Source organism: Chlamydiales bacterium (genome assembly GCA_016185065.1).
Classification (GTDB): Bacteria; Chlamydiota; Chlamydiia; order Chlamydiales; family Rhabdochlamydiaceae.
Map to the genome: position 1 here is coordinate 82,467 of JACPOL010000004.1, position 22,272 is coordinate 104,738.

The 22,272-nt window shown below is 48.3% G+C and carries 20 protein-coding genes; 6 read left to right on the forward strand and 14 right to left on the reverse strand.

Annotation, left to right across the window (positions count from 1 at the left end; translation table 11 throughout):
* Nucleotides 1-2: 2 nt before the first annotated feature.
* The 6 genes from sufC to rfbC all read right to left on the reverse strand — a co-directional run bounded on the left by sufC (nt 3) and on the right by rfbC (nt 5,685).
* A complete protein-coding gene (sufC, locus tag HYX48_02350) occupies nt 3-758 on the reverse strand; it encodes a Fe-S cluster assembly ATPase SufC (protein MBI2742741.1) in 756 nt (251 codons plus the stop codon).
* A gap of 10 nt (nt 759-768) precedes the next feature.
* A complete protein-coding gene (sufB, locus tag HYX48_02355) occupies nt 769-2,208 on the reverse strand; it encodes a Fe-S cluster assembly protein SufB (protein ID MBI2742742.1) in 1,440 nt (479 codons plus the stop codon).
* 208 nt (nt 2,209-2,416) lie between these two features.
* A complete protein-coding gene (gene kdsB, locus HYX48_02360) occupies nt 2,417-3,160 on the reverse strand; it encodes a 3-deoxy-manno-octulosonate cytidylyltransferase (GenBank protein MBI2742743.1) in 744 nt (247 codons plus the stop codon).
* The gene (rfbB, locus tag HYX48_02365) at nt 3,154-4,161 is read right to left on the reverse strand and encodes a dTDP-glucose 4,6-dehydratase (GenBank protein MBI2742744.1); all 1,008 of its coding nucleotides are present in this window, start codon (nt 4,159-4,161) and stop codon (nt 3,154-3,156) included. Before rfbB ends, kdsB begins: the two co-directional genes overlap by 7 nt.
* Nucleotides 4,162-4,300: 139 nt before the next feature.
* Nucleotides 4,301-5,149, reverse strand: coding sequence for a dTDP-4-dehydrorhamnose reductase (gene rfbD / locus HYX48_02370; GenBank protein MBI2742745.1), 849 nt, complete (start codon nt 5,147-5,149; stop codon nt 4,301-4,303).
* Nucleotides 5,146-5,685 carry a dTDP-4-dehydrorhamnose 3,5-epimerase gene (gene rfbC / locus HYX48_02375; protein MBI2742746.1) on the reverse strand — a complete coding sequence of 180 codons (540 nt, stop codon included), beginning with the start codon at nt 5,683-5,685 and terminating at the stop codon, nt 5,146-5,148. The genes rfbD and rfbC overlap by 4 nt, the downstream gene beginning before the upstream one ends.
* Before the next feature lie 132 nt (nt 5,686-5,817).
* Here rfbC and HYX48_02380 point away from each other — a divergent pair, with 132 nt between their 5' ends.
* From HYX48_02380 to HYX48_02390, 3 genes are all read left to right on the forward strand, one after another.
* On the forward strand, nt 5,818-7,008 hold the full coding sequence (locus HYX48_02380) for a tyrosine transporter (protein MBI2742747.1): 1,191 nt from the start codon (nt 5,818-5,820) through the stop codon (nt 7,006-7,008).
* Between the two features lie 413 nt (nt 7,009-7,421).
* Entirely contained in the window at nt 7,422-7,952 is a 531-nt protein-coding gene (locus tag HYX48_02385; GenBank protein ID MBI2742748.1) for a hypothetical protein, read from the forward strand.
* Between the two features lie 250 nt (nt 7,953-8,202).
* Nucleotides 8,203-9,222, forward strand: coding sequence for a hypothetical protein (locus HYX48_02390; GenBank protein ID MBI2742749.1), 1,020 nt, complete (start codon nt 8,203-8,205; stop codon nt 9,220-9,222).
* On the opposite strand, the gene HYX48_02395 is transcribed toward HYX48_02390, so the two are convergent.
* The 5 genes from HYX48_02395 to pgeF all read right to left on the reverse strand — a co-directional run bounded on the left by HYX48_02395 (nt 9,206) and on the right by pgeF (nt 17,097).
* Nucleotides 9,206-10,114, reverse strand: coding sequence for a hypothetical protein (locus tag HYX48_02395; GenBank protein ID MBI2742750.1), 909 nt, complete (start codon nt 10,112-10,114; stop codon nt 9,206-9,208). The two genes, HYX48_02390 and HYX48_02395, sit on opposite strands and share 17 nt — an antisense overlap.
* A complete protein-coding gene (locus tag HYX48_02400) occupies nt 10,111-12,024 on the reverse strand; it encodes a S9 family peptidase (GenBank protein MBI2742751.1) in 1,914 nt (637 codons plus the stop codon). Before HYX48_02400 ends, HYX48_02395 begins: the two co-directional genes overlap by 4 nt.
* Nucleotides 12,025-12,083: 59 nt before the next feature.
* Nucleotides 12,084-14,198: a hypothetical protein gene (locus HYX48_02405; protein MBI2742752.1), complete on the reverse strand. Its 2,115-nt coding sequence runs from the start codon at nt 14,196-14,198 to the stop codon at nt 12,084-12,086.
* A gap of 12 nt (nt 14,199-14,210) precedes the next feature.
* Nucleotides 14,211-16,247: a hypothetical protein gene (locus HYX48_02410; protein ID MBI2742753.1), complete on the reverse strand. Its 2,037-nt coding sequence runs from the start codon at nt 16,245-16,247 to the stop codon at nt 14,211-14,213.
* 100 nt (nt 16,248-16,347) lie between these two features.
* Nucleotides 16,348-17,097 carry a peptidoglycan editing factor PgeF gene (gene pgeF / locus HYX48_02415; protein ID MBI2742754.1) on the reverse strand — a complete coding sequence of 250 codons (750 nt, stop codon included), beginning with the start codon at nt 17,095-17,097 and terminating at the stop codon, nt 16,348-16,350.
* 15 nt (nt 17,098-17,112) lie between these two features.
* On the opposite strand from pgeF, the gene HYX48_02420 reads away from it, so the two are divergent.
* From HYX48_02420 to HYX48_02430, 3 genes are all read left to right on the forward strand, one after another.
* Nucleotides 17,113-17,997, forward strand: coding sequence for a CPBP family intramembrane metalloprotease (locus tag HYX48_02420; GenBank protein ID MBI2742755.1), 885 nt, complete (start codon nt 17,113-17,115; stop codon nt 17,995-17,997).
* A gap of 389 nt (nt 17,998-18,386) precedes the next feature.
* On the forward strand, nt 18,387-19,148 hold the full coding sequence (locus HYX48_02425; GenBank protein ID MBI2742756.1) for a tetratricopeptide repeat protein: 762 nt from the start codon (nt 18,387-18,389) through the stop codon (nt 19,146-19,148).
* A gap of 8 nt (nt 19,149-19,156) precedes the next feature.
* Nucleotides 19,157-19,771, forward strand: coding sequence for a hypothetical protein (locus HYX48_02430; GenBank protein MBI2742757.1), 615 nt, complete (start codon nt 19,157-19,159; stop codon nt 19,769-19,771).
* A gap of 212 nt (nt 19,772-19,983) precedes the next feature.
* Here HYX48_02430 and HYX48_02435 read toward each other — a convergent pair whose 3' ends face one another.
* The 3 genes from HYX48_02435 to HYX48_02445 all read right to left on the reverse strand — a co-directional run bounded on the left by HYX48_02435 (nt 19,984) and on the right by HYX48_02445 (nt 22,196).
* Nucleotides 19,984-21,159 carry a methyltransferase domain-containing protein gene (locus HYX48_02435; protein MBI2742758.1) on the reverse strand — a complete coding sequence of 392 codons (1,176 nt, stop codon included), beginning with the start codon at nt 21,157-21,159 and terminating at the stop codon, nt 19,984-19,986.
* A 78-nt stretch (nt 21,160-21,237) separates the two neighbouring features.
* Complete coding sequence (locus tag HYX48_02440; protein ID MBI2742759.1) at nt 21,238-21,594, reverse strand: hypothetical protein; 357 nt, start codon at nt 21,592-21,594, stop codon at nt 21,238-21,240.
* Nucleotides 21,595-21,704: 110 nt separating this feature from the next.
* Complete coding sequence (locus tag HYX48_02445) at nt 21,705-22,196, reverse strand: hypothetical protein (GenBank protein ID MBI2742760.1); 492 nt, start codon at nt 22,194-22,196, stop codon at nt 21,705-21,707.
* Nucleotides 22,197-22,272 lie beyond the last annotated feature (76 nt).

The following is a 22,272-nucleotide window of genomic DNA, read 5'->3' on the forward strand; positions in this document are numbered from 1 at the left end:
ACCTACTCCTTACACCCGCTTGCGTAGTCTACCATGTATCCGTTTGCTTCGAGTTCCAGGGCGAGTTCCGCAGGTCCTGAGCGGACGATGCAGCCATCGATCATCACGTGGACAAAGTGGGGTTTAATGTAGTCGAGAAGGCGCTGGTAGTGGGTGATAAGCAGGAGAGAGCGCTCGGGATTCATCAGAGCGTTTACTCCCTTGGAGACGATGCGCATCGCGTCGATATCAAGTCCAGAATCTGTCTCATCCAGAACCGCGAGGCGAGGCTCTAGCATCGCCATCTGCAAGATCTCATTTCGCTTCTTCTCACCACCAGAGAAGCCCTCGTTTAACGAGCGCTCTTTGAACTCTTTTCTCATTTCAAGAAGTTCCATCTTCTCATCAAGCTTCTTGTCAAACTCCTCTTTAGAAAGAGGCGCTCGTCCAGAAGCTTTTGCATGTGCATTTTCGGCTGCGTATAAGAACTCCGCATTGCTGATACCAGGAATTTCAAGCGGGTATTGAAAGCTCATGAAGAGGCCAAGGTGGGCTCTCTCCTCTGGTGCTTTTTCAAGAATGTTCTCGCCTAAAAACCAGATCTCACCAGAGAGAATCTCGTATGAAGGATCTCCGGCTAAAATTTTTGCAAGCGTGGATTTACCCGCTCCGTTGGGACCCATGATCGCGTGGATCTCTCCAGGCTGGATCTGTAAACTAAACCCCTTCAGAACGATCTTATCTTCAACGCTGGCTGTCAGATTTTTAATTTCTAGCAACATTATGAACCTATCCCACCGAGTTTTCTAATTTTAATGTGAGTAGCTTCTGCGCTTCAGCTGCAAACTCCATGGGGAGCTCTTGGAAGACCTCTTTGCAAAAACCACTGACAATCATACTAATTGCATCTTCGCGGGAGAGGCCTCGCGACTGCAGATAAAAGAGCTGGCTCTCATTCATTTTGGAAGTTGAGGCTTCATGCTCGACTTGCGAGGAGGCGTTCGCCGATTCGATGTAGGGGAAGGTGTTGGCAGAGCAAGCTGCTCCGACAAGCATCGAGTCGCACTGCGTGTAATTTCGAGCCCCTTCGGCGCGAGGAGCGATCTTGACCAGACCGCGATAGGTATTGTGCGACTGATCGGCAGAGATCCCCTTCGAGATGATCGTAGAGCTGGTGTTCTTTCCTAAGTGCATCATCTTTGTGCCGGTGTCAGCCTGCATCTTTCCGCTCGTCAGAGCGACCGAATAGAACTCACCGACAGACTCATCCCCTTGAAGAATGCAGCTAGGATACTTCCATGTGATCGCAGCTCCTGCTTCCACTTGCGTCCAGGAGATCTTCGAGCGAAAACCCGCGCAGCGCCCTCGCTTAGTTACGAAGTTGAAGATCCCTCCAGCGCCCGTCTGAGGGTTGCCGGAATACCAGTTCTGCACTGTCGAATATTTAATCTCAGCACGATCTAGCGCCACAAGTTCTACAACAGCTGCGTGCAGCTGATTATTATCGTAGGCTGGGGCTGTGCACCCTTCTAAATAGCTAACGTAAGAATCTTCTTCAGCAATGATCAGCGTTCTTTCAAACTGGCCACTCTCTTTATCGTTGATGCGGAAGTAGGTAGAGAGCTCGATAGGGCAGCGAACCCCTTTCGGCACATAGACAAAAGAGCCGTCGGAGAAGACAGCAGAATTTAGCGCTGAAAAGAAGTTGTCTCCGATAGGCACAACCGAACCGAGATAGCGTTCGATTAGCTCCGGATAGGTGTGAACCGCCTCCGAGATCGGGCAGAGAACGACACCCGCCTCTTTGAGCTGCTTCTGAAAGGTGGTTCCAAGAGAGACCGAATCAAAAACGATATCGACAGCGACATTGGTCAGACGCTTCTGCTCGTCGATCGGCACACCGAGCCTCTCAAAAGTTTTTAAAAGCTCTGGATCGACCTCATTTAAACTATCTAGCTTCTGTTTCCGTTTTGGAGCGGAGTAGTAGGTGATCGCTTGGTAGTCGATCGGGGGATAAGAGACGTTGGGCCACTTCGGCTCTTCTAGCTCTTTCCAGCGGTGAAACGCCTTCAAACGAAAATCCAAGAGGAAGGAGGGCTCCTCTTTTTTTGCCGAAATAGCACGGACTGTATCTTCAGTTAATCCCTTCGGGAAGCTCTCAGTTTCAATCTCAGTAACAAAACCATATTTGTACTCAGATCTTTCCTTCAGGATCTCTTCTGTCGTCATAAATTAAAAAATATCTTTTTCAGGAAATTATAGACGATTTCTCAATTGAGAGATAGTAGAAGTAGCGAAGAGGTAACAGGATAGGCAGGATCGCCGCTGATCGCGTCGGCAGGATATATAGGATAAATTTTTTTCTTATCCTGCTCATCCTGCCGACGCGATCAGCGGCGATCCTGCCTATCCTGTTTGTTCTTTCTTAAATAATTATTTAGCAGCGGGTGAGTTCTTGAGCTTTTTTGTGAGCGAGAGCGAGGTGTTCAGGGAGGTCTATTCCAAAGGGCTCCTCCTGCGTCTCATGCACCCGAACAGATAGGCTATTATAGAGGAAGCGGAGCTGTTCAAGCTGCTCCGCCTCTTCTAGAGGGCAGGGCTTTAGAGAGGAGAGTTTAAGAAGGGCTGCATCCGAATAGGCGTACATGCCAATGTGCTTAAAAAATTCAATTGATGATTGGGGTTTAATATCTCGGACAAATGGGATGGGATGGCGAGAGAAGTAGAGGGCAAAACCCTCTGAGTTTGTCACAACTTTACAAACGTGAGGAGTGAGCGCCTCTTCTTGTGTAATTTTTTTCTTTAGAGTCCAGACGTCGGCTCCATCTTCTCCGCACGACTGCAGCAGGTCCGTAAGGGTTCGCGCATTGATAAAGGGCTCATCGCCCTGCCAGTTAACCCAGATATCCGCCTTTATACTCCCGCGCTTACGCAGCTCGATCAGACGATCGCTGCCCGTTGCGCACTCTTCAGAGGTCATGTAGCACTTGGCGCCGAACCCGCGCGCAATGGCCGCCAGCTCTTCCGAATCGGTTGCAATGGCTAGTTCGCTAAACAGAGAAACGCGGCTCGCTGCCTCCCAGACCCATTGAATGAGCGGTTTACCGAGAAGAGGAGCGAGCATCTTTCTTGGAAAGCGGGTCGACTTAAGCCTGGCGGGAATTACGCATGCAATTAACACAGGGCACTCTCCTTATTCTGCAGGTACCAGCTCACAGTTTTGGCAAGCCCCTCTTTCAGTGTATGGCGAGGCTTCCAACCTATCTCTCTTCTGATCTTCTCCGTATTTAGGGCATACCTAAAATCGTGGCCGAGACGATCGGGCACAAAGGTGATTAGTTGACGCAGGCACGAGGGATCTTCACCCGTCTGCTTCGCGACCTCATCAAGGAGCTCTCCTAGAAGCTCGAGGTTGCTTCTCTCGCAGCTGCTGCCAATGTTGTAAGCTTCACCCTTCTGCCCCTTCTTTAAAATTTCCCAGACCGCTTCTGCATGGTCATCGACGTAGAGCCAGTCGCGGACATTTCTTCCAGATCCATAGACTGGAAGCGACTGCTGATTGATGCAGTGCGTGATCATGCGCGGAATGAACTTCTCTGGATACTGGTGCGGACCGTAGTTGTTCGTGCTGTGGGAGATCGTGACGGAGAGCCCGAAGGTGTGCGCGTAGCTACGCACGAAGTGATCCGCTGCAGCTTTTGATGCTGAATAGGGTGAGTTTGGCTCGTAACGAGAGCTCTCAGTAAACACGCCCGTTTCATCTAGAGAACCGAAGACCTCATCTGTCGAGATCTGATGAAAGTGAATATGAGGCAGTCTGCGCACAACTTCAAGAAGGTGGAAGGTTCCTGCTACATTCGTCTCTAAAAAGGCCGCCGGTCCTGCAATGCTACGATCTACGTGCGTTTCGGCAGCGAAGTGGACGATGGTGTCGATCTGATGCTGAATGCAGAGGCTCTCTACGAGCTTCTCATCGGCAATGTCTCCTCGCACAAATCTGTAGCGCGCGTCCCCTTCGATCTCTTCAAGATTTTTCAAGTTTCCTGCATAGCTGAGAAGATCGAGATTAATCAGAAAATCCAGCGCAGAACTCTTCAGCCCCTGCCGAATGAAGGCGCTCCCCATGAATCCCGCACCGCCTGTAATCAGCACTCTCTTATTAGACCTCTTTCGACACTCCATTTGCTCGTTAAAATTCGTCTTTTTGGCATCTTTGCCAGAAAATTTTTCATCCATGTGTTTACACATGCTTTCAAAATTTTGTGGCAAATCTGCACAAAAATCCTTAATTTTTCCGAGCAAAGCGAATTTCGAAAGAGGTCTATTTGATCGCATCTAGATACTCACCTAATACAGTTTTCCAAGGACGTATTTTTATTAACTCTTCAATCTTATCCGTAGCGAGAATTGCAGAGTCGGGCCTTGCTGCTGGCAGCGTAAACTCGGATGAGGGCACAGGAAGGATCTCTTCACAGGCAAGAGGGATGCCGCGCTTTTCAGCTTCGGCTCTGATATCGCAAGCCGCCTGGTAGCGCGAAATAGCCCCGTGGTTTGCAAAATGGTAGATGCCGCTCTTATCGAGGAGCACGAGAATCGCCTCAGCGAGATCTCTACTATAAGTTGCTCTCCCCCACTGATCGTGACACGCGCGGATCACCCTCTCTTTCTTTAACGTCTCGTAGAGTGAGGAGATAAAATTCTTTCCGCCCCTGCCAAAGAGCCAAGAGGTGCGGATCACACACGCTTCTGGGTAGCAGTCCAAGACTCGCCTCTCCCCTTCTAGCTTGCTCGCTCCATAAACGTTTAATGGATCGCAAGGATCGGTCTCATTCTGAGGTGCAGATCGTTTGCCATTAAAAACATAGTTTGTAGAGATGTGAATGAGAGGAAGAAGTCTTTTCTTAGCGAGCTCTGCCAGATTTGCTGGGCCAGCTGCATTCACTGCATAGGCCTTATCGCGCTCCGTCTCTGCACGGTCGACCGCCGTATACGCTGCGCAGTTAATGATATGCGTGGGAGAGTTGTCATCGATAAAACGAGAGGCCTGGTCGCAATCTGTGACGTCGAGGTCAGCGCGCGCGGTTGAAAGATAAGAAATTTTTTTATCTTTGCAATACTGCTTTAAGGCCTCTCCTAAAAGTCCACCAGCTCCTGTGATCCACAATTTCATTTGAGCGCCTCATGGAAGGAGGGAGCCTCCAAGTCTTTTTTAGAGAGCAGAGGGCTCATCTCCGGCCACTCGATGCCCACAAAAGGATCGTCGTAGCGGAATCCGCGCTCTTCAGCTGGGTCGTAGATCTGGCTGACCTTATAAAGAACATGGGCCTCGGGGCTCACAGCGCAGAACCCGTGGGCAAATCCGACGGGGATGAAGAGCTGCTCCCGCGCCTCATCATCCAGCATGAGACCCTCCCACTTGCCAAAAGTGGGCGAATCGGGGCGGATATCCACGACGACATCAAAAATTTTTCCTGTAATCACCGTGACGAGCTTCGCTTGTCCGGGAGAGCGTTGAAAGTGCATTCCGCGAATCGTGCCCTTCTTGGAAAAGGAGTGGTTAACTTGGACAAAGCTCTCCTCGATCCCCAAAGCGCGATATAGAGGCTCGCGGTAGCACTCCCAGAAGAACCCCCTTTCGTCGTGGAAGACTCTTGGGCGGATACGTCTGGGTCCTTCAAGGACAAGTGGAATAGCTTGTAAGTTCATGGAATCAGAATACCAGTTCGAATGTTATAGAGGATAGAATCCTTGCCTTTTTTCCTCCAAATCCTTTAATTTTGCAGGTATTTTAGATTTTTTTACTTTTAAAAGGGAAAGTTTATGCAAGTTTTTCGTCCCATGGGTCACGTACTCGGAGGAGCTCTCCTCATCGCAGGAACCACAATTGGAGTGGGAATGCTTGCCCTACCAGTTGCAACAGGGCCTGCCGGATTTCTCCCTTCCGTCTCCGTCTACATACTCACCTGGCTATTCATGCTCTGCACAGGCCTTCTCATGCTCGAAGTCTGCACATGGATGCCAAAAGACTCTAACTTGATCACCATGGCAACCCGCCTTCTCGGCAAGACAGGTAGATATGTCTGCTGGGCGGTCTACCTCTTTCTTTTCGTGACGGTGATGATCGCTCACGTCGCAGGGGGTGGAAGCGTGATGAACGAGCTCATCGGCGGAAAACTCCCCGAGTGGGCTGCGATGCTCATCTACGTAGTTGCTTTTTCACCTGTTGTTTATCTTGGAGCACACTCTGTAGACCGTTTAAACCTCGGCCTCATGATCGGAGTGATCGGCTCCTACCTGCTCTTTATCTTTGTATCTTATAGCCACGTCAACGTTCAGCTGCTTACCTATACAAGCTGGACCAAAGCTTGGCTTGCGCTTCCTGTACTGTTCACAGCCTTCACCTATCAGGTGATCATCCCAACACTGATGACCTACATGGATCGAAATGTGAAGAGAGTGCGCCTCGCAATTCTCTTTGGAACCACGATCCCTCTCGTCGTCTACCTGGTCTGGGAGTTCGTGATCCTTGGAATCGTTCCTGTTGAAGGCCCTGGAGGCCTGATCGAAGCTGGAGCACTCGGCCATAACGCCGTGATGCCGCTTAAGCACTACGTTGGAAGCTCGTCGCTCTTCTCAATCGGGAAGTACTTCGCCTTTTTCACCCTCACAACTTCCTACATCGCTCTTGCACTTGCCTTTTTAGACTTCTTGGCAGACGGCTTGAAGATGCAGAAAAAGGGGATCAAAAAGGTCTTCCTCTGCCTCTTGATCTTCGTTCCTCCAACGATCATCGCACTGATCAACCCCAATATCTTCCTGAAGTCGCTTAGCTATGCGGGCGGGATCAGCTGCGCAATCCTATTCGGTCTCTTTCCCCCACTCATGGCGTGGATTGGAAGATACAAAAAAGGACTTGGAGAAAAGGGCAAAGAGCTCGTTCCTGGCGGACGCGTCTTTTTAACAATGCTCCTGATCTTCGTCGCGTTTGAACTTGCGATCGAGATCAGCCAAGAGATCCTCAAGCTCTAAGAAGAGAAACGGGAAAGGGGAATCGGGCACGCACACGGGCACGGGCTCGTTTACGAAAAGAAAGCGTACCCGATCTTCCCTCCCCCCTCTCTCTTTCGTGAACGTGCCCGTGTGCGTGCCCGCGCCCGATCTTCTCTCTCTCCCTCCCCCTCTGCGGTAAAAAAATTTTTTGCTTCAAATATAAAATCAAAGTGGTGCAGAAAACAGCGCACTCCAAGGATTTCACTCCGCTAAACCAAAACATAAATAAGCAGCTTAAATAATTGTTAAAATGGAAGTTATTGAAATTAACTGTTATAATTTTATCACATTTACTATGCACTTCTTGAAAGGTCGAAGAGTTGCAAAAAGAGCGCAAAAAAGCATAGGCTATACGCCACCAAGAATTTATTAAATTTTGAATAGGAGAATTTATGGTATTCATGCCGGACCGCTCTGTCTTTGATGACTCTGATAAGACCCCTTATTTCCTGCAAGCGATGGATTGGACAACCGAGTTTGTTGCTCCTCACGGCGCGCAAGCAATAGATAAAGCGACGGGCCAGCCGATTACTGAGCACAGATACAGAACAGGCACATCACTAGAACTGGAATTTGTACAAGTCCCGAAAATGACGGGAAATATAGAATTAGACTGCCTCGAGAGCATGGGGCGAAGAGTCGTGGGAGCGCTCTGCTATGCAGCCCTTGCAGTGGCAGTAGAGGTCGAGCTTGTTGTGCGAACTGTGCTTCTTCTCGCTCTGACCCTTCTTGTTACACCTTGCGCGCTCTGCTCGGGAGAATTTACAAGGGTAATGAAAGAAACTGGAGGGCAGCTACTATTGAATGGCGTCTATGCCATCGATGCACCCATCCGCGCCCTCTCTGGAATCGTTCAGAAGTGCCTACTTAACCTTCAGAACGATGAAGGCGGCAAGACCTACCGAGAGCTTACGCTCTGCTAGCAATTCACCGATCCAATTCTTAAAAGAGCGCTCGGAGAAGGCCCGCCTGGGAAAATGGACAGGCGGGCAAGAGAGAGGTTTTTTCTTTTTTGGAGTGCGGCGACCTGGCGCCGCTTTTCTCAACATCGACTCGGCGATGTTTCTTTAAAGAGAGATCGCCTCAAGAAAAGCGGCGCCAGGTCGCCGCACTCCAAAAAAGAGTTCTTAGCTCTATCTTCCTAAGAAAATGTTTGTAGGGTAGTGTGTGATCATGAAGCGCACGCCCCTTTTTCTATTTGCTCTCATCGCCTCTCTTCTTGCCACCACTGCGGGCTACTGCAGGCATGGAGAGTTCCCTGAGTTTTCCAAGAAGGAAGAGGAGCTTGAAGGCCCCTGGTTTACAGGGCCGCTCTTGTCGAGCTCTCCGCATATCGTTCCTCTCGGCTACATCAACTTTGAACCCTACCTAGTCGCACAAAACTACTATGGGGAGTATGACAAAAACTGGCATCCGCACTCGACTCCTCGCACGCAGACTATTACTCCCATCTTCTTCTTTCAGATGGGTCTAACAAAAGATCTAGACTTTCAGTTCAATCCCCAATTTTTTTATCAGCAGTCCCAAGGAGCCTCTGCCACGCGTTTAGGAGACACTTCGGTTGCCCTTGACTACCAGCTCTTGTGGGATAAAAAAGGCGAGTGGTGGCCTGCAATCAAGCTCTTTGTGCGCGAATTCTTCCCAACCGGAAAATATCAGCACTTCGATCCGAAAAAAAACTTCACAGATGATGCGGGAGCCGGCGTCTTTGAAACAGATTTCGGCGTGGTGATTGGCCGCATCGTTCATCTTACGGGCATCCACTACTTAAGTCCTCGCTTCACCTTCATCTACGGCGTCTCTTCAAACGTCCATCTTGAAGGCTTTAACAACTACGGCGGCGGCTTTGGAACAAAAGGGACTGCAAAAGTTGGAAGCACTTTCACAACAGTATTTGGAACTGAGCTCAACATCTCAAAGAACTGGGCCCTTGCAGTCGATATCGCTTACCTCTATGGAAATAAGACAACCTTTCATGGAAAACGAGGCTTTAATGCTGACGGGACCCAAGCGGTTGTTGGCGGCCCCTCTTTTAATCAGGTGAGCGTAGCTCCCGCTTTAGAATACAACTTTAGCGAAGAGGTGGGAATCATCGCAGGAGCCTGGTTTACCGTCGCTGGGCGCAACGACTTTGAATTCGCAAGCGGCGTTCTTGCCATCAACTGGTACTTCAATTTTAGAAAAGGAAAGTAGCAGAGAGGGAGAGGGCTTGAATAGAGAGACTCTCATGGTTCAGAGTGAAGGGGCGCCTGCCTGAAGAGAGGAAGTGAAAGAACTGATTCTGCGCAAAAAAGAGATACTGCTCCCATCCTGCTCGAAAAAGGAAGCGCTCCTCTCGCTTCCTGCCAAAAGAGGGGGTCTCCCACTGGATGCCAACTGCCCAATCAACTATCGGCTTTGCCATATAGAAACGGTCGTAGATATTGCCTCGCTTAAACTTCTCCGTGGAGAGTTGTTCGATCTCGTGAACATAGACCTGGCCGACTTGAATCGAAAATCCTGCATGCGAATATAGGCTCCAACTTCCCTTGATCTTCCAGTCGATATCTACACCCGTGCAGACCCCAGGAGCTAAAAACTTATTCTTCATGCTCAGATAATCTTTCGCGCCGGGAAAGAGAGCTCCTCCAAAATAGCTCAGCAGATACTTCTGCCTGATAATGGCGTATCGCAGGCCCAGAAAAGGGCGTATCGCAAGTGTTGGGCCAGCGAGAAACGTGTTTCCCAATTCGAGGTCGACCATTCCAAAGTGGAGTCTCCAGTGGCCTCTTGCTTCATCTACAAAACCGGTTGGATTAGTCTGAGAAAGGGACCAGAGAGGAGTGAGCTCCGCCCCTTCTTGATGAACAGAGGCTCTGCTGTGCAGATGTGTAAGTCTAAGAGCGATATCCCACTTGTCGTGAGGAAGAGGAGCTCCGAGTTCAAATTTGAATCCAATTGCAGGTTTAAATGAGGGGTTTAAAGCGCGGCTCTTCTTGCCTTCTCCTTCGATTGCGTACGCAAGATCGGCCTCGGCTGTCCATGCATAAAGAAGAGCCGCTTCCGCGTGATAAGCTGGGCTCTCATATGCGGAAGGAGCGATCACCTTAAACCTTCTACCCGCACGGGCTCAATCTCTTCAGAAAGAGAGAGTTTTAAGACTTGCGCGTAGAAAGAGAGTTCAGCCTCGATTGCTCGCATGATGTTAGGAGCCATCTTGAAGCCGTGCTGCTCTCCCTTAAAGACGAGAAGAGCAACGGGCGTTCCCTTTGCGATTAATGCCTCATAGACCAGTTCAGCTTGATTGAGAGGAACGACGGGATCGTCGCTTCCTTGAAGCAGCAGGAGAGGCCTTGAAAGGCGATCGATGTGCTGCAGAGGAGAGCGCTCTTCATAGATCTTCTTCTGCGCGGGATAGGGAGCTACAAGCCTGTCTAGATAGCGAGACTCGAACTTATGCGTGTCTTTAGCGAGAAGTTCGAGATCGCTCACGCCATAGTAGCTTGTGCCAGCAGCAAATAGGTCGTAAAAAGTGAGCGCGCATAGTGTTGTATACCCACCTGCACTTCCGCCTCGAATGAGAAGCTTCTGAGAATCTGCAAGCCCTTTTTCTGCCAAATAAAGAGCTCCGTCAAGACAGTCTTCAACATCGCGCACTCCCCAGGTCCCTTCTAGACGCTTCCGATAGAGGCGTCCATAGCCGGAACTTCCGCTGTAGTTCATATCCAGAAATGCAAAGCCGCGGCTCGTCCAGAATTGCGTCTCCATTGAAAAGACGGGCTGGACGTGTCCAGTAGGACCTCCATGACTCTTTACGATGAGAGGAGGAAGCTCTCCCTTTGGAGCTTGATAGTCGGGATTTGTAGGTGGGTAGTAGAAGCCGTAGCTAAGGTCGCCATGTCTTGTTTGAAAAGCGATTGTTTGAGGGATTGAGATCCACTCCTCATCCAACCCTCTCGAGACGCTCTCTTTCAGAATCCTATGCTTGCCTGTGGAGAGATCGAGCTCTACGAGTGAAGGGGGCTGCGTAGCCGACCCTCCATGAAAGTAGGCGCATCCACTCCCGAGCACCAGACTCCTCATCATCGTAAAAGGAAGAGGAATCCGTTTAAGCGTCTTTTGTGAGGGATTTAGAAGCGCGAGGTGGTCGGCCCCCTCTCGAGTATAAATGCAGACGATCTCTCCACTTTCTGTGAAACCATAGCTCTCTCGTCCGAAAACCCATGGAGGAAGTGCAAAGTCGGCCTCTTCTTTGTAAACAGAATCGATCTTTCCATCTGCTGTGCGTCTATACAAATTCCACCAGCCACTCCGATCGGAGACAAAGTAGAGCTCGCCAGTTTTTGCCCAGACGGGGTTGCAGATCGACTCCTCCACTCCTCCCGCTACCATGCGAGCTTCTCCCACCTCTCCCGTTGAGGAGAGATCTGCGAGCCAGAGATTCGACCCATCCCAGGGCATCTGTGGATGGTCCCATGTGATCCATACGAGCTGTTTCCCGTCGGGACTAATGCGTGGAGAGCTATAAAAATCATGGCCGGATGCGACCACTTCTGCTGGAGCGCCTTTTGTGAAGCTCACGATCTTATTCTCTACTTCGCTACCTTCTCTGTGCTCCTCAGCAACAGCATAGAGTGTGCCTCCCGGTGCAACAGCGATGTCTGCAAGGCGCAGGCTGCTTGAAGGAGTGATAGGAATCGCCCTTCCTCCCTCTTCAAGCCTATAGATACGACCATCCACGCTATTTACAAAGTAGATCGCCCCATCACACCCGCGAAGCGCCCCACCACCATACTCGTGAACTCGTGTGCGGATGCTCATCTCTGGAACGGGATCCAGAACGTTCTGCTGCTCATCAAAAAGTGCGAGTTGCACGCGCCCCTTTTTTGCAGGGACAAGCTGCGTCCAGTAGAGAGTCTTTCCATTATGGGCAAGCTCTTGGAAAACCACTGCATCTTTTACTAGATGCTCAGAAGTAATGGGGGAGTTCCACGCTCCAAATGAAGCCGTGTGCATGAATTTATCTCACAGTAAAAAATCGGTGAAGACGATTTTCTAACTAGAAGAGATACTTGTCAATTTCGTTTGCTCTCTTTGGACTCTTTGAATTCCTCTTTGGATTCCAGTGGAGGATCGATCACTCTGAAGAGCGGAGCCTCTGGAAGTTCCGGCGTCTTCATGCGCATGCCGATCTTTACCATCGTCTCAAAGAAGAAGGGAAGCGTCTCTCTAAAGCTCTCTTTGGGAGTAGGAATAGGCAGTGCTGCCGTTTCGATCTCTTTTGAGGGTTTAAACAGGCCATTTATCTCTTGCGTTCTGCAGTGCACTCCACCGCCGTCAGCTAAACTCTCATCTGCATAGATATATTCTAGTCCACCTGTTGCAGAGATTGCGCCTCGCGAACCTCTCCCTGTGAAATAGACCCTTTCAATTCCATGGGCTTTATAGAACTCGACGATGTGCATTCTTAATAGCTCGTCTGCTGGATGAGAAGATCCATTGCTAATGCAGAATGCTCCCTTTTTTCCCTTTCCTACAATGGAGTTTAGAAAATTTACTCTCATCGCAGAGTGTCGATCGAAAAAGAGACCCGGCGCACCCACCACTTCAAAACCTCGAGCCGCTAAAAGCTTAGCAGTTCTTTCGAGCTCTCCGGACTGCGAGCCCTGTTTAATTTTTGCAGCTTCTAAATACTCTTTAAGACGTGCGCGGTGGCTCTCTGGTAGTTTGGCCGTCCGGATCAAGCGCTCTAGCAGCTGTATGCATAGCAGGTGGTCTTGAATAAAGATCTTCCCATTCGGAGCCGGAAAAATAAAAATATCGAGGTGAAACTCTAATTGGGGGCGGAAGGGATCTCCGATGTGAATTACAGGCAGACCAAGCGTCTCCTCCATCATCTCTTTGATATACTCAATTGCGGCAATGGAAAGCTTAGCAAGCCAGACTTGAGTCTTCTCATCACAAGGAGGCATCACCTTGCCCCTGCATAATCTACTTTTTACCAGCGCGACTCTCTCTTTAGAAAAAGCAGTTGTATATTTTGATAATCTTCCAAGATCTCCCATCCCCTCCATGTATTTTATAAGCGCCTCTTCTCTCCCAGAGAAGGTAAAGGCGCTATTTAAAAATGAGAAGAGTAGGTTTTGAGCTCCGGAAAGAAAGAGCAGCTCATCTTTTCCGTTCATTGCATAGAGCAGATTTCCAGTCTCAAAATAGAAAGGAGCCTCTTGCTGCGAAGGAAAGTCCCCTTTTAATAGTATCTCGGTCTGCTCTCCCTGCGCAACAGCTCCCATGATATAAGCGCTTCGGTTATTCAGAATGTCCCTTACTGCTTCAGTGTCTTTACATGTTCCATTTTTATTGAAACAGAGACGTGCAGGCAGAAGGATCGTCCCATCTTGCAGGCAGAGCATCGGATCGCGAAGCCAGTCAATTTTATGTCCATAATCAATAGAAGAGACTTTAAAACCCTCCTGATCTCCTATGTCTTCTAGATTTCTCAAGCAGAGCTGCTGACTTTTATCTGAACATAATCCCCCTATCTTCCAAAAGCGGTTGTGAAGCTTTGAATTACTGTTTGAGCAGCTGGCAGATAAAACCATGGGCGGAGAGCTTAGCGCATTGAAGGGACGAATAGGGAAGTTAATCTCTAGACGCTCTCTTTTTCCTCTTGCGTAATGTACTAATGAAAAAAAGGCCCCATCCCTATCTTTTTTCAGTGCTGTCTTATCTTTTACAGTTCGGATTAGCTGGTTGATTCTTTTAAGATGAGGATCGGTTTTTTCGAGTAGAATTAGGGCATATCGCGCCTTCTCTCTAATTGCTCTAGCGAGTCCGTGGCCAAAAACGGTTCTTACAAGACGTTGAACAATTGTGGGAATTGGTCGTTCAGATACAAAACCCTTGATATAAAAAAGAGTCGGAAAGAATCGCATCTCGGGGGATTGATAGAAGCGGCGAATATGCTCTGCAATTTTGCGGATTTTTGCAAAGTCATCTTTTAACAGCGCCTCTCGACCTGCGCGCACATCGACGAGAGCTGTTTTTCCAACCAGATGCCAGAGAGATTTCGTGAGCAGTTCTATGGTATTTCGTCTATTTGACTGCACGTAAAATACACCCGGAGCAAAAAGCTGTTCGGGATCGAAACTCTTCTTAAAACGATCGTTTGAAAAACCAATAGAAGTCATAACAAATACTTTTTAATTTCGTTTGCTCTCTTTGAATTCCACTTTGGATTCAAGTGGAGGATCGATCACTCTGAAGAGCGGAGTCTCTGGAAGTTCCGGCGTCTTCATGCGCATGCCGATCTTTACCATCGTCTCAAAGAAGAAGGGAAGCGTCTCTGTAAAGCTCTCTTTTGGTGTAGGAGCAGGTTGAGCCGCCGTTTTGACCTTTGTCGATGATTTAAAGAGAGCATTTATTTCGCGAGTTAGACAGTGCACCCCGCCGTGTAAACCAAGCCGCTGATCCGCGTAAATATATTCTAATCCACCAGAAGCTGTGATCTCACCCGTCGTCGCCCTGCCCGCAAAATAGACCCTTTCAATTCCATGCGCTCTATAAAACTTGACGATATACTCCCTCAAAATTTCGTCTACAGGATGCGAGGATCCGTTGGTAAGGCAGAATGTTCCTTTTTTTGCTCCCCCCACAACGCTATTTAGAAAGTTAACACCCATTTTAAAGTTTCGATCAAAGAAGAGACCTGGCGTTCTCACCATCTCAAATCCTCGATCAGTTAGAAATTTGAAAATAACTTCAAATTCTCCAGATTGCGCCTGGTATTTAAGTCTTGCAGATTCGTGATACTCTCCAAGACGCAAGCGATGGCTCTCTGGCAGTTTGGGCGTTCGAATCAAGCGCTCGATCAGCTGCATGCAGAAGAAGTGGTCTTGAATAAAGATCTTCCCGTTGGGAGCCGGAAGTAGAAAAATATCGAGATGGAACGCTGGCTGGGAGATAAAAGGATCTCCGATATGGAGCACAGGCAGGCCAAGGACCTCTTCCATCATCTCTTTGATATACTCAATAGCAGCAATCGCAAGTTTGGCGAGCCAGACTTGAGTCTTCTCATCTTCAAATGGCATCACCTTCCCGCCGCACAGTCTCTCTCTTACAAACGCAACACTCTCTTTGGAAAAAGAGAGCCCCTCCATGTATTTTACAAGCGCCTCTTCTCTGCCGTAGAAGGTAAAAGCAGCATTTAAAAGCGAGAAGAGTAGATTCTGAGCCCCAGAAAGACAGAAGAGTTCATCCTTCTTGTTCATCGCATAAAGCAGATTTCCACCCTCAAAATAGAAGGGAGCCTCTCTCTGCGTAGTAAAACTTCTGTCTAGTAGCTTCTGCGTTGTTCCATTTTGCGCAACAACTCCCATAACTTGTGCATAAGAATCGCCCAGAAGAGTGCGTACAGCGTCTAAATCAGAAACCTTATCATTTTTTATGAAACAGTAGCGTGCAGGCAAAAGGATCGTTCCATCTTGCAGAGGGAGCATTGGATCGCGCAGCCACTCAACTTCGTGCCCAAAATTAACAACAGAAACTGCGAACCCCTCTTGCTGGCCCACATCTTTTAAATTCTCTGTCCAGATCTCTTGATCCTTGTCGACACATAAACTTCGTATCTTCCAGAACTGGTCGTGAACTTTCGAATTCTTGCTAAGGCGGGAGATTGCCAGAGGCGCATTACGGGCGTTTACTCCTCCAAGCGGACGGATGGGAAGGGTGACCTGGAGAGCCCCTCTCTTATTTCTCGCATAACATTTTAATAAGTCGAAAGCCTCTCTTCTCTCCTCTTTTAACGCCGTTTTGTCTTTAACAACTCGTATCAGGTGGTTAATTGTCGCAAGATGGGGATCGGCCTTTTCAAGCAGAATCAGAGCATACTCTGCCCTTCTTCTAGTTGCTCGAGAGAGATCCTGATCAAAAACAGTCGTTACTAGTCGCTGAACAATTGAAATTACAGAAGGGCGATCCGGCCCAAATCCTTTGACGTAAGAGAGGGTAAAATAAAAACGTCTCTCAATAGATTGATAGAAGCGATAGATGTGCCCCGCAATCTTGCGGATCTTTTCGTAGTCATTTTTTAATAGAACATCTTCACCCGAACGCACCTCTACTCGATCACTTTTTACAACCAGATGCCATAGAGATTTTACGAGCAGGTCTATGTTATTGTATCTGTCATCCTGTAAGTGAAGTGGACCTCGAACAAATGGCTGTTCAGGATTGAACAATCTCTTGGAAGAATAATTCGACGAAATAGTTGAAGTCATAATAAATAATTGCAGTTTTGATTACGCAATTATACACTATTTCAACTAAAACGATGAGCATTTAAATAATAAGTGCGATTGTACAATTACGCCCAGTAACTTTATCTCTCCGATAGGAAAAATAGTCCTCCCTAATATCAAAGGTGCAGATACTTGCAACCTGAATATGGTGAGGCAAGATGCCGAGAGCGAGCAGCTGAAAGCGGCTCACCTCCCAGAGATTAAAATAGGTAGATTTTATTTGAAATTGCCAGAAGCTCTCTGGGAGCTCTTCTCGGTAGTTCTTAAACTCAGCATTTTGAGGTCCCAAGCTGGGAGAGATCCCCACCAGAAGGTTCTCCGGCTTCGACCCATACCTGCTGCTAAGGGCTGCGACCGCTTCAGCGTAGATGTTCTGAACATTCCCCCTCCAGCCGCAGTGGACATTTGCTAGCACATTGAGAATGGGATCGTAGATGATCGCCGCTTGACAGTCCGCATGTTTGATCATTAGAGCTGCGCCTTTCTGATCCGTGGCAAGCCCGTCGCAATCTCCTACCTCTTGCCCACGCTTTTCGAAGTGTGCAATCACCTTTCCGTGCACCTGCTTGCCAGAGATGAGCTCATCCACGCCCATACACCGTTTCACTCTTTCGCGGTTCTCTTCGATGCACTTCGCATCATCATTCGTTCCGCCTCCCACATTCAGAGACGCAAATGGGCCAGAGCTCACGCCTCCATGACGCAAGAAGATCGCGTGTTTTAGTTTTGGTTCATCTGCTAATAGTTCGAACTCTAACCATTCGACGCCTTGATCTTTTTTTCTGAGCATGAGATTGTGTGGATTATGGATTTTTGGCAGGTGATTCTAAATACTCTCTCTTTCTTCGCCCTGATGATGGCGACTCTAAGCTTTTGGGTCAAACGCACCTTCTGGCTCTGGGGTACTTTCACTCTATTAGCCCTTCTCCTCGGATACCAGGCCAAAATCATCGGACCTGTCGGGCTCATTCCACTCACCCTTCTCGGCATCTCTCACTGGATGATTGTACATAAAGCAACAACTGGCCATCCGCGCAATGTCTTTATCGGCCTTGCAGTCATCCTATCGATCGGCCTCAACTTCCACCTCTTTCCGGGATTTCAAAATTGGAAGTTCGCAGAGTCGCTGACTTTAGGAGAGGGAGCCACGAGCTACACCTTCTGGATCAACTTCGACAAGCCCTTCATCGGTATCTTCCTGCTCGCATGGATGATTCCGCTTGCCCAGTCTAAAATTGAGATTGTGAAGATCCTAAAGAAGGCGATCCCACTCAGCATCTTGGGAACCGCCCTCATGATCGGCCTCTCTCTTTATCTTGGAGTGATCAAGTGGGATCCAAAACTCCCCTGGATCATCTGCATCTGGCCGCTTACAAACCTCTTTTTTGCGGTGATTCCCGAAGAGGCCTTTTTCCGAGGCTTCATTCAAGAGGAGATCTTCCAGCGCTTTAAACCATTTACTGGTCTCGCGAGCATCTTCGCCGTCTCTCTTACCGCGGTCTTCTTTGCACTGATGCATATCGGATGGGTGAGGGATCCAACCTTTCTCTCTCTCGTCTTCGTCGCAGGATGCGTCTACGGCACGATCTATCAACTCACAAAGTCGATCGAAAGCAGCATACTCTGCCACATCCTCGTCAACCTCACCCACATCCTCCTCTTCACCTACCCCACCCTCCAACATAAGTAAAAAGAAGGGGTTTCTAAGAAAAATAGACATGTCGGTGGTCCAGGAGAAAGGCCTTCGGCGTTCTCTCGGGGACCCCCAGCTGCCCCCTTGAGCCTAACTAGGGCTTTGATCATCGCTCACTGACGTGAGCTATCGCGTCTCGGGTTGCTCGCCGTGCGGAGCACTGCTCTTCGCAACTTCACCGCAATTGCTCTTTGCCCTAGCGGCCGCGGCCTGCGCCTTACTGCGTGGCGCAGAAGTGATGCGGCTTCGCCGCAATAAAAAAATTCCGGATCTTCTCAATTGCATCCAAGTTTGATGCAAGAAAAGCTTTGCTTGGAAAAATCTTGCGCTTAAAAAATATTGGATAGATACTTTTTTTAGTTGCAGAATCTTCTAGGCAGATTTTTATGAAAAAACTGATAAAACTCTTGTTTTTTCTCTCTACAGTTACAATCTTTAACATTTCTAACGGTGAACAGGTAAATTACGCTTCTTTCTCATCTCTTGAAGAAGTGATATGCTTTGAAACGTCATGCATTTCAAACATACCAGCGTTTCAATACGAGCAGTTATCTGATGCTTATTCTTCAAGAGGTGAAAGCTTTTTGCTTTGTAACCGTTTCCTGAATGCGCTTGAAGATTTCCAACATGCGTACGACTTAGCCATTAGTGTAAGAAATACAGCGACTTCTCACTCTCTCATTTTTAGAGCTCTTTTCGGTCAGGCCATCGCTTATGGAAATTTAAATAAGCCTGATATGGCCGACCTCGCTAGTAAAGCTCTTATTAATATCATCAGTAAAATCCAGTGTTCAGAATGCCTACAGAGCGAGCTTTCTAGAGACTTTGATTTCCAAGATCCACTTCCTATTCTTTACTGCTCGAATAACAATGTTCCAATCTACGGCCCCGATGAAATCTCAATCCACGATTGCATCGATTTTATCAACAATACGGTGGGTTTTTGCAAAATTTTGATCCAAAAAGCTCCTTCCAATAGCAGAGAAACTTTGAAATTTATTATCGACCAGCTAGCAGAAGAGACTCGGCGTTGTTGTCGCGCTGGAGGTTTATGGAAGGGCTGTTTCCAGAAGCTAGGCAACAAATATCATCTTTGGAATGAGAAATGGAAAATGTTTGGAATTCCCCCAGACCCTTCTTGGGATTAAGAGGACTCATGAAAACAAGAACATTGCAAATTTTATTACTCTGCATTCCCTTTCTCCTAAAGGTCCAGATAGTGGAAGGTGCATCGGAACCAGCTGCAGTTAGTCAGATTAAATCAACAGAAACTAGTGCTGCAGTCGTCGATGCGGATACGTTGAGAGGCTTCTCTTCGCTTACTTTTTTTCTATATGTTCCTGCCTCTTCTTCAACATCTTCTAAAAAAATGGAAGAGTCGGCTAAGCAGTTGCTGGAAAAATTTGGTCGAGTCATTTCCAAAACGCTGTCCGTACAAAGTCCATTTTCTGAAGAGGATAACAAGAATGGATTTTTGAAAAATCCATTCCTGACTTATGAAATAAAAAACATTCAAGACTTAACTGGAAAAGAACTTCCAATTCTTAAAGCTTCTCTTACTTTTGAAGCGCCCGCCACTATCATCAAAAACAAAGAGTATTGCCATTCTACTCTATGGAGCCGTAATTGCTACATTCAACAGAATGCCAATACCTCTATGGAAAAAGCGGTCTCCCAAACTCTAACAATCCTCTTGAAAGATTTTGAAAAAGATTATGCTGAAGCGAACAAAAGTAGTCCGCTAAAACCCACCATCTACTTTGCGGAATAATAGGTCTCTTGCGAAAGCTTCTTCTTGTTTGAACGGCCCCTCGCCTGAGGAGGCGCTCGGAAGAAGAAGTGGACGAAAACGGACGAGAATGGACAGGAAACGGACAAAAACGGACACGCGCCAAAGAAAGAAATTCTTCCCCTCTCTCCTGCCCGCTTGTCCATTTCCCGTCCATTTTTTGTCCGTTTCCTGTCCATTGACGTCCATTTTCCCTAGCGGGCGAATCGACAGGCGAAGGCGCCTTCGCGGGTGGCTTCGTGGGGGAGGTGCTTGTGGGGGGCGGAGGGTTTGAGAGAGAGCTCGCGCGCTGCGCGCGCCACGATCTCTTCATTCTCTGCATGCAGGATGCTACAGGTGGTGTACCAGATCTCACCGCCGGGAGCGAGAAGGCGCTGCGCTTTCTGCAGGCAGGCCCACTGAATTTTCTTAAGCTCTTGAATCTTTTCAGGTGTAATTCTCCAGCGCGCCTCGGGCCTCTTATGTAAGACGCCCGAGTTGCTGCAAGGAACATCAAGAAGGATCAGATCGAAGAGCTCTCCTTCCGGATACTCCTCAGCAGGCAGATTGGTCAGAGTAGCCGCGATCTGATACTTCGAAAGATTATCGCGCAGCCTTTTAAGCCGCTTTTCAGAGATCTCATTTGCAACCAGCTCCGCATGCGGAAAGTGCTCTTGAAGCGCAATGAGTTTGCCACCTGGCGCAGCGCAGAGATCGATCACCCGCTTCGGCGGTTTTTTCATCTGACCAGCAAGCTGGTCGATGAGCAAACCTTGCGTTGCGCTCTGAAAATAGTAGTCTCTACTTGTGGCGTACTTCTCTAGCTCAGAAGGATCAATCTCTATAGATCCTTTAAAACGCTCCCTTATCGTAAGAGGAGGAGGTTGATTGAGCGCATCCAGAATCTTGCGTGTAGTCTGTATGTGATACTCTTCGAGCAGCAGTTCGACGAAATAGAGCGGATAGGAGTAGCAGATCGACAGCTCTTGCGGCGTATCCCCTTCAGGAAGGCTCCACTTCTCGGCTACGAGTTTGCGCAGCGCTGCATTTAGAAACTTCACAAAGAGAGAGTGGCAGTGGGATCTGGCGAGCTCCACCATCTCATGCACAAGGGCGTGCGGTGGAATTCGATCCATAAATAGATGCTGGTAGATCGCCATCCGCAGCAGCATCTTCTCCTTTAACTTCAGTTTGAGAGCGCCACGGCTAGCCAGCTTTGCTCCAATATAATCTAGAGTGAGGAGACGCCTCTCAGTGCCAAGCGCAATTTCGCGTGCAAGAGAGTCGTGCGGAGGAAGAAGATGGGTGAGAAATAGCCCCTCCTCTTTGTGCACTGCACAGAGAGCGAGAAATGCGATCTCACGTGAATTACTATTTGCAGTTAGGTTCATAAAATAGAAACAACCGCTCACGAGATCCAAGGTTAAACTTGCATTCGAGAACGGTTGATTTAAAAGCTAAGTAGAAAACTACTTAACTTGAACAGCTTGTACAGCTTCTTTCTTTTCTACAACAACAGCGCTGTTATCTTTCATAACTTTTTGTACGGCGTCGTTAGGAGCAAGAGCTGCTTTTTGGCTATTCTGGCAAGCGCCAGTTGCGCAAGAAGCACCCATTGCTACTTTTCTCTGCTCTTCAGAAAACTGAGTCGAGAACACTTTGCGGTTCTGGTCGTTCAGTTTTGCAGCAAAAGCGAGTTCATCAGCAGAAAGGCTAGATGCGCTTTTTTCTTGTGCTACAGCAGCAGCAGGTTGTGCTGCTTGGTTAGCAGAAAGTCCTGCAACCATGCATACAGCAGCCAGAGTCATAAAAAATTCTTTCTTCATAGTTTTCTCCTAAAATTCTAAGTGCGTTGTCACTTAGTATGGTGTCGAATGTACGGTGGTAGCGTTTTTTTGTCTAGAGGATCCCAAAACCCTCTAGACTTAAAAGCCCCCTACTTAGCCGGGCAGCTGCCCCCTTGGCGTGCTGCGGGAGCTGCTGGCATCATCATGTTATTGTCTTTTGCCACTTTCTCGACAGCTTGATCATTTGTGATCATATTGCCATCAGGACCCATCTCTCCGGACATCTGCATCGCACTGTTGCGCATGTCTGAGCTAAACTTACCGCAGAACATCGCCTTATTCATAGGATTGAGCTGATTTGCGAAGTCCATCTCATCTGGAGTCATCTGGCTGCAATCGGCCGCTTTTGGACTCATCATCGCTTTGCCATTTCCGTTAGGCTGAGCAGGTTGTGGCTGAGCAGCAGGCTGTTGCGGCTGAGGCTGGGGAGCTGGCTGCTGCGGCTTTGTCGGAGCAGGAGCTCGGGGGCCTTGGTAGGGCTGAGCGCCTGTGTTTGGGGGAGTTACATCTTGAGCGGATAGGCAGAGAGCCCCTGCTGTGCAAACGAGCATTAGAGCGAGCCATTTTGTTCTTCTCATCATCTTCCTCATATTTAGGGTTGTAAGCGTAAAGGGGTATCGTAATCATCAAAGTTTTTTTTGTCTATATGCCCAATCC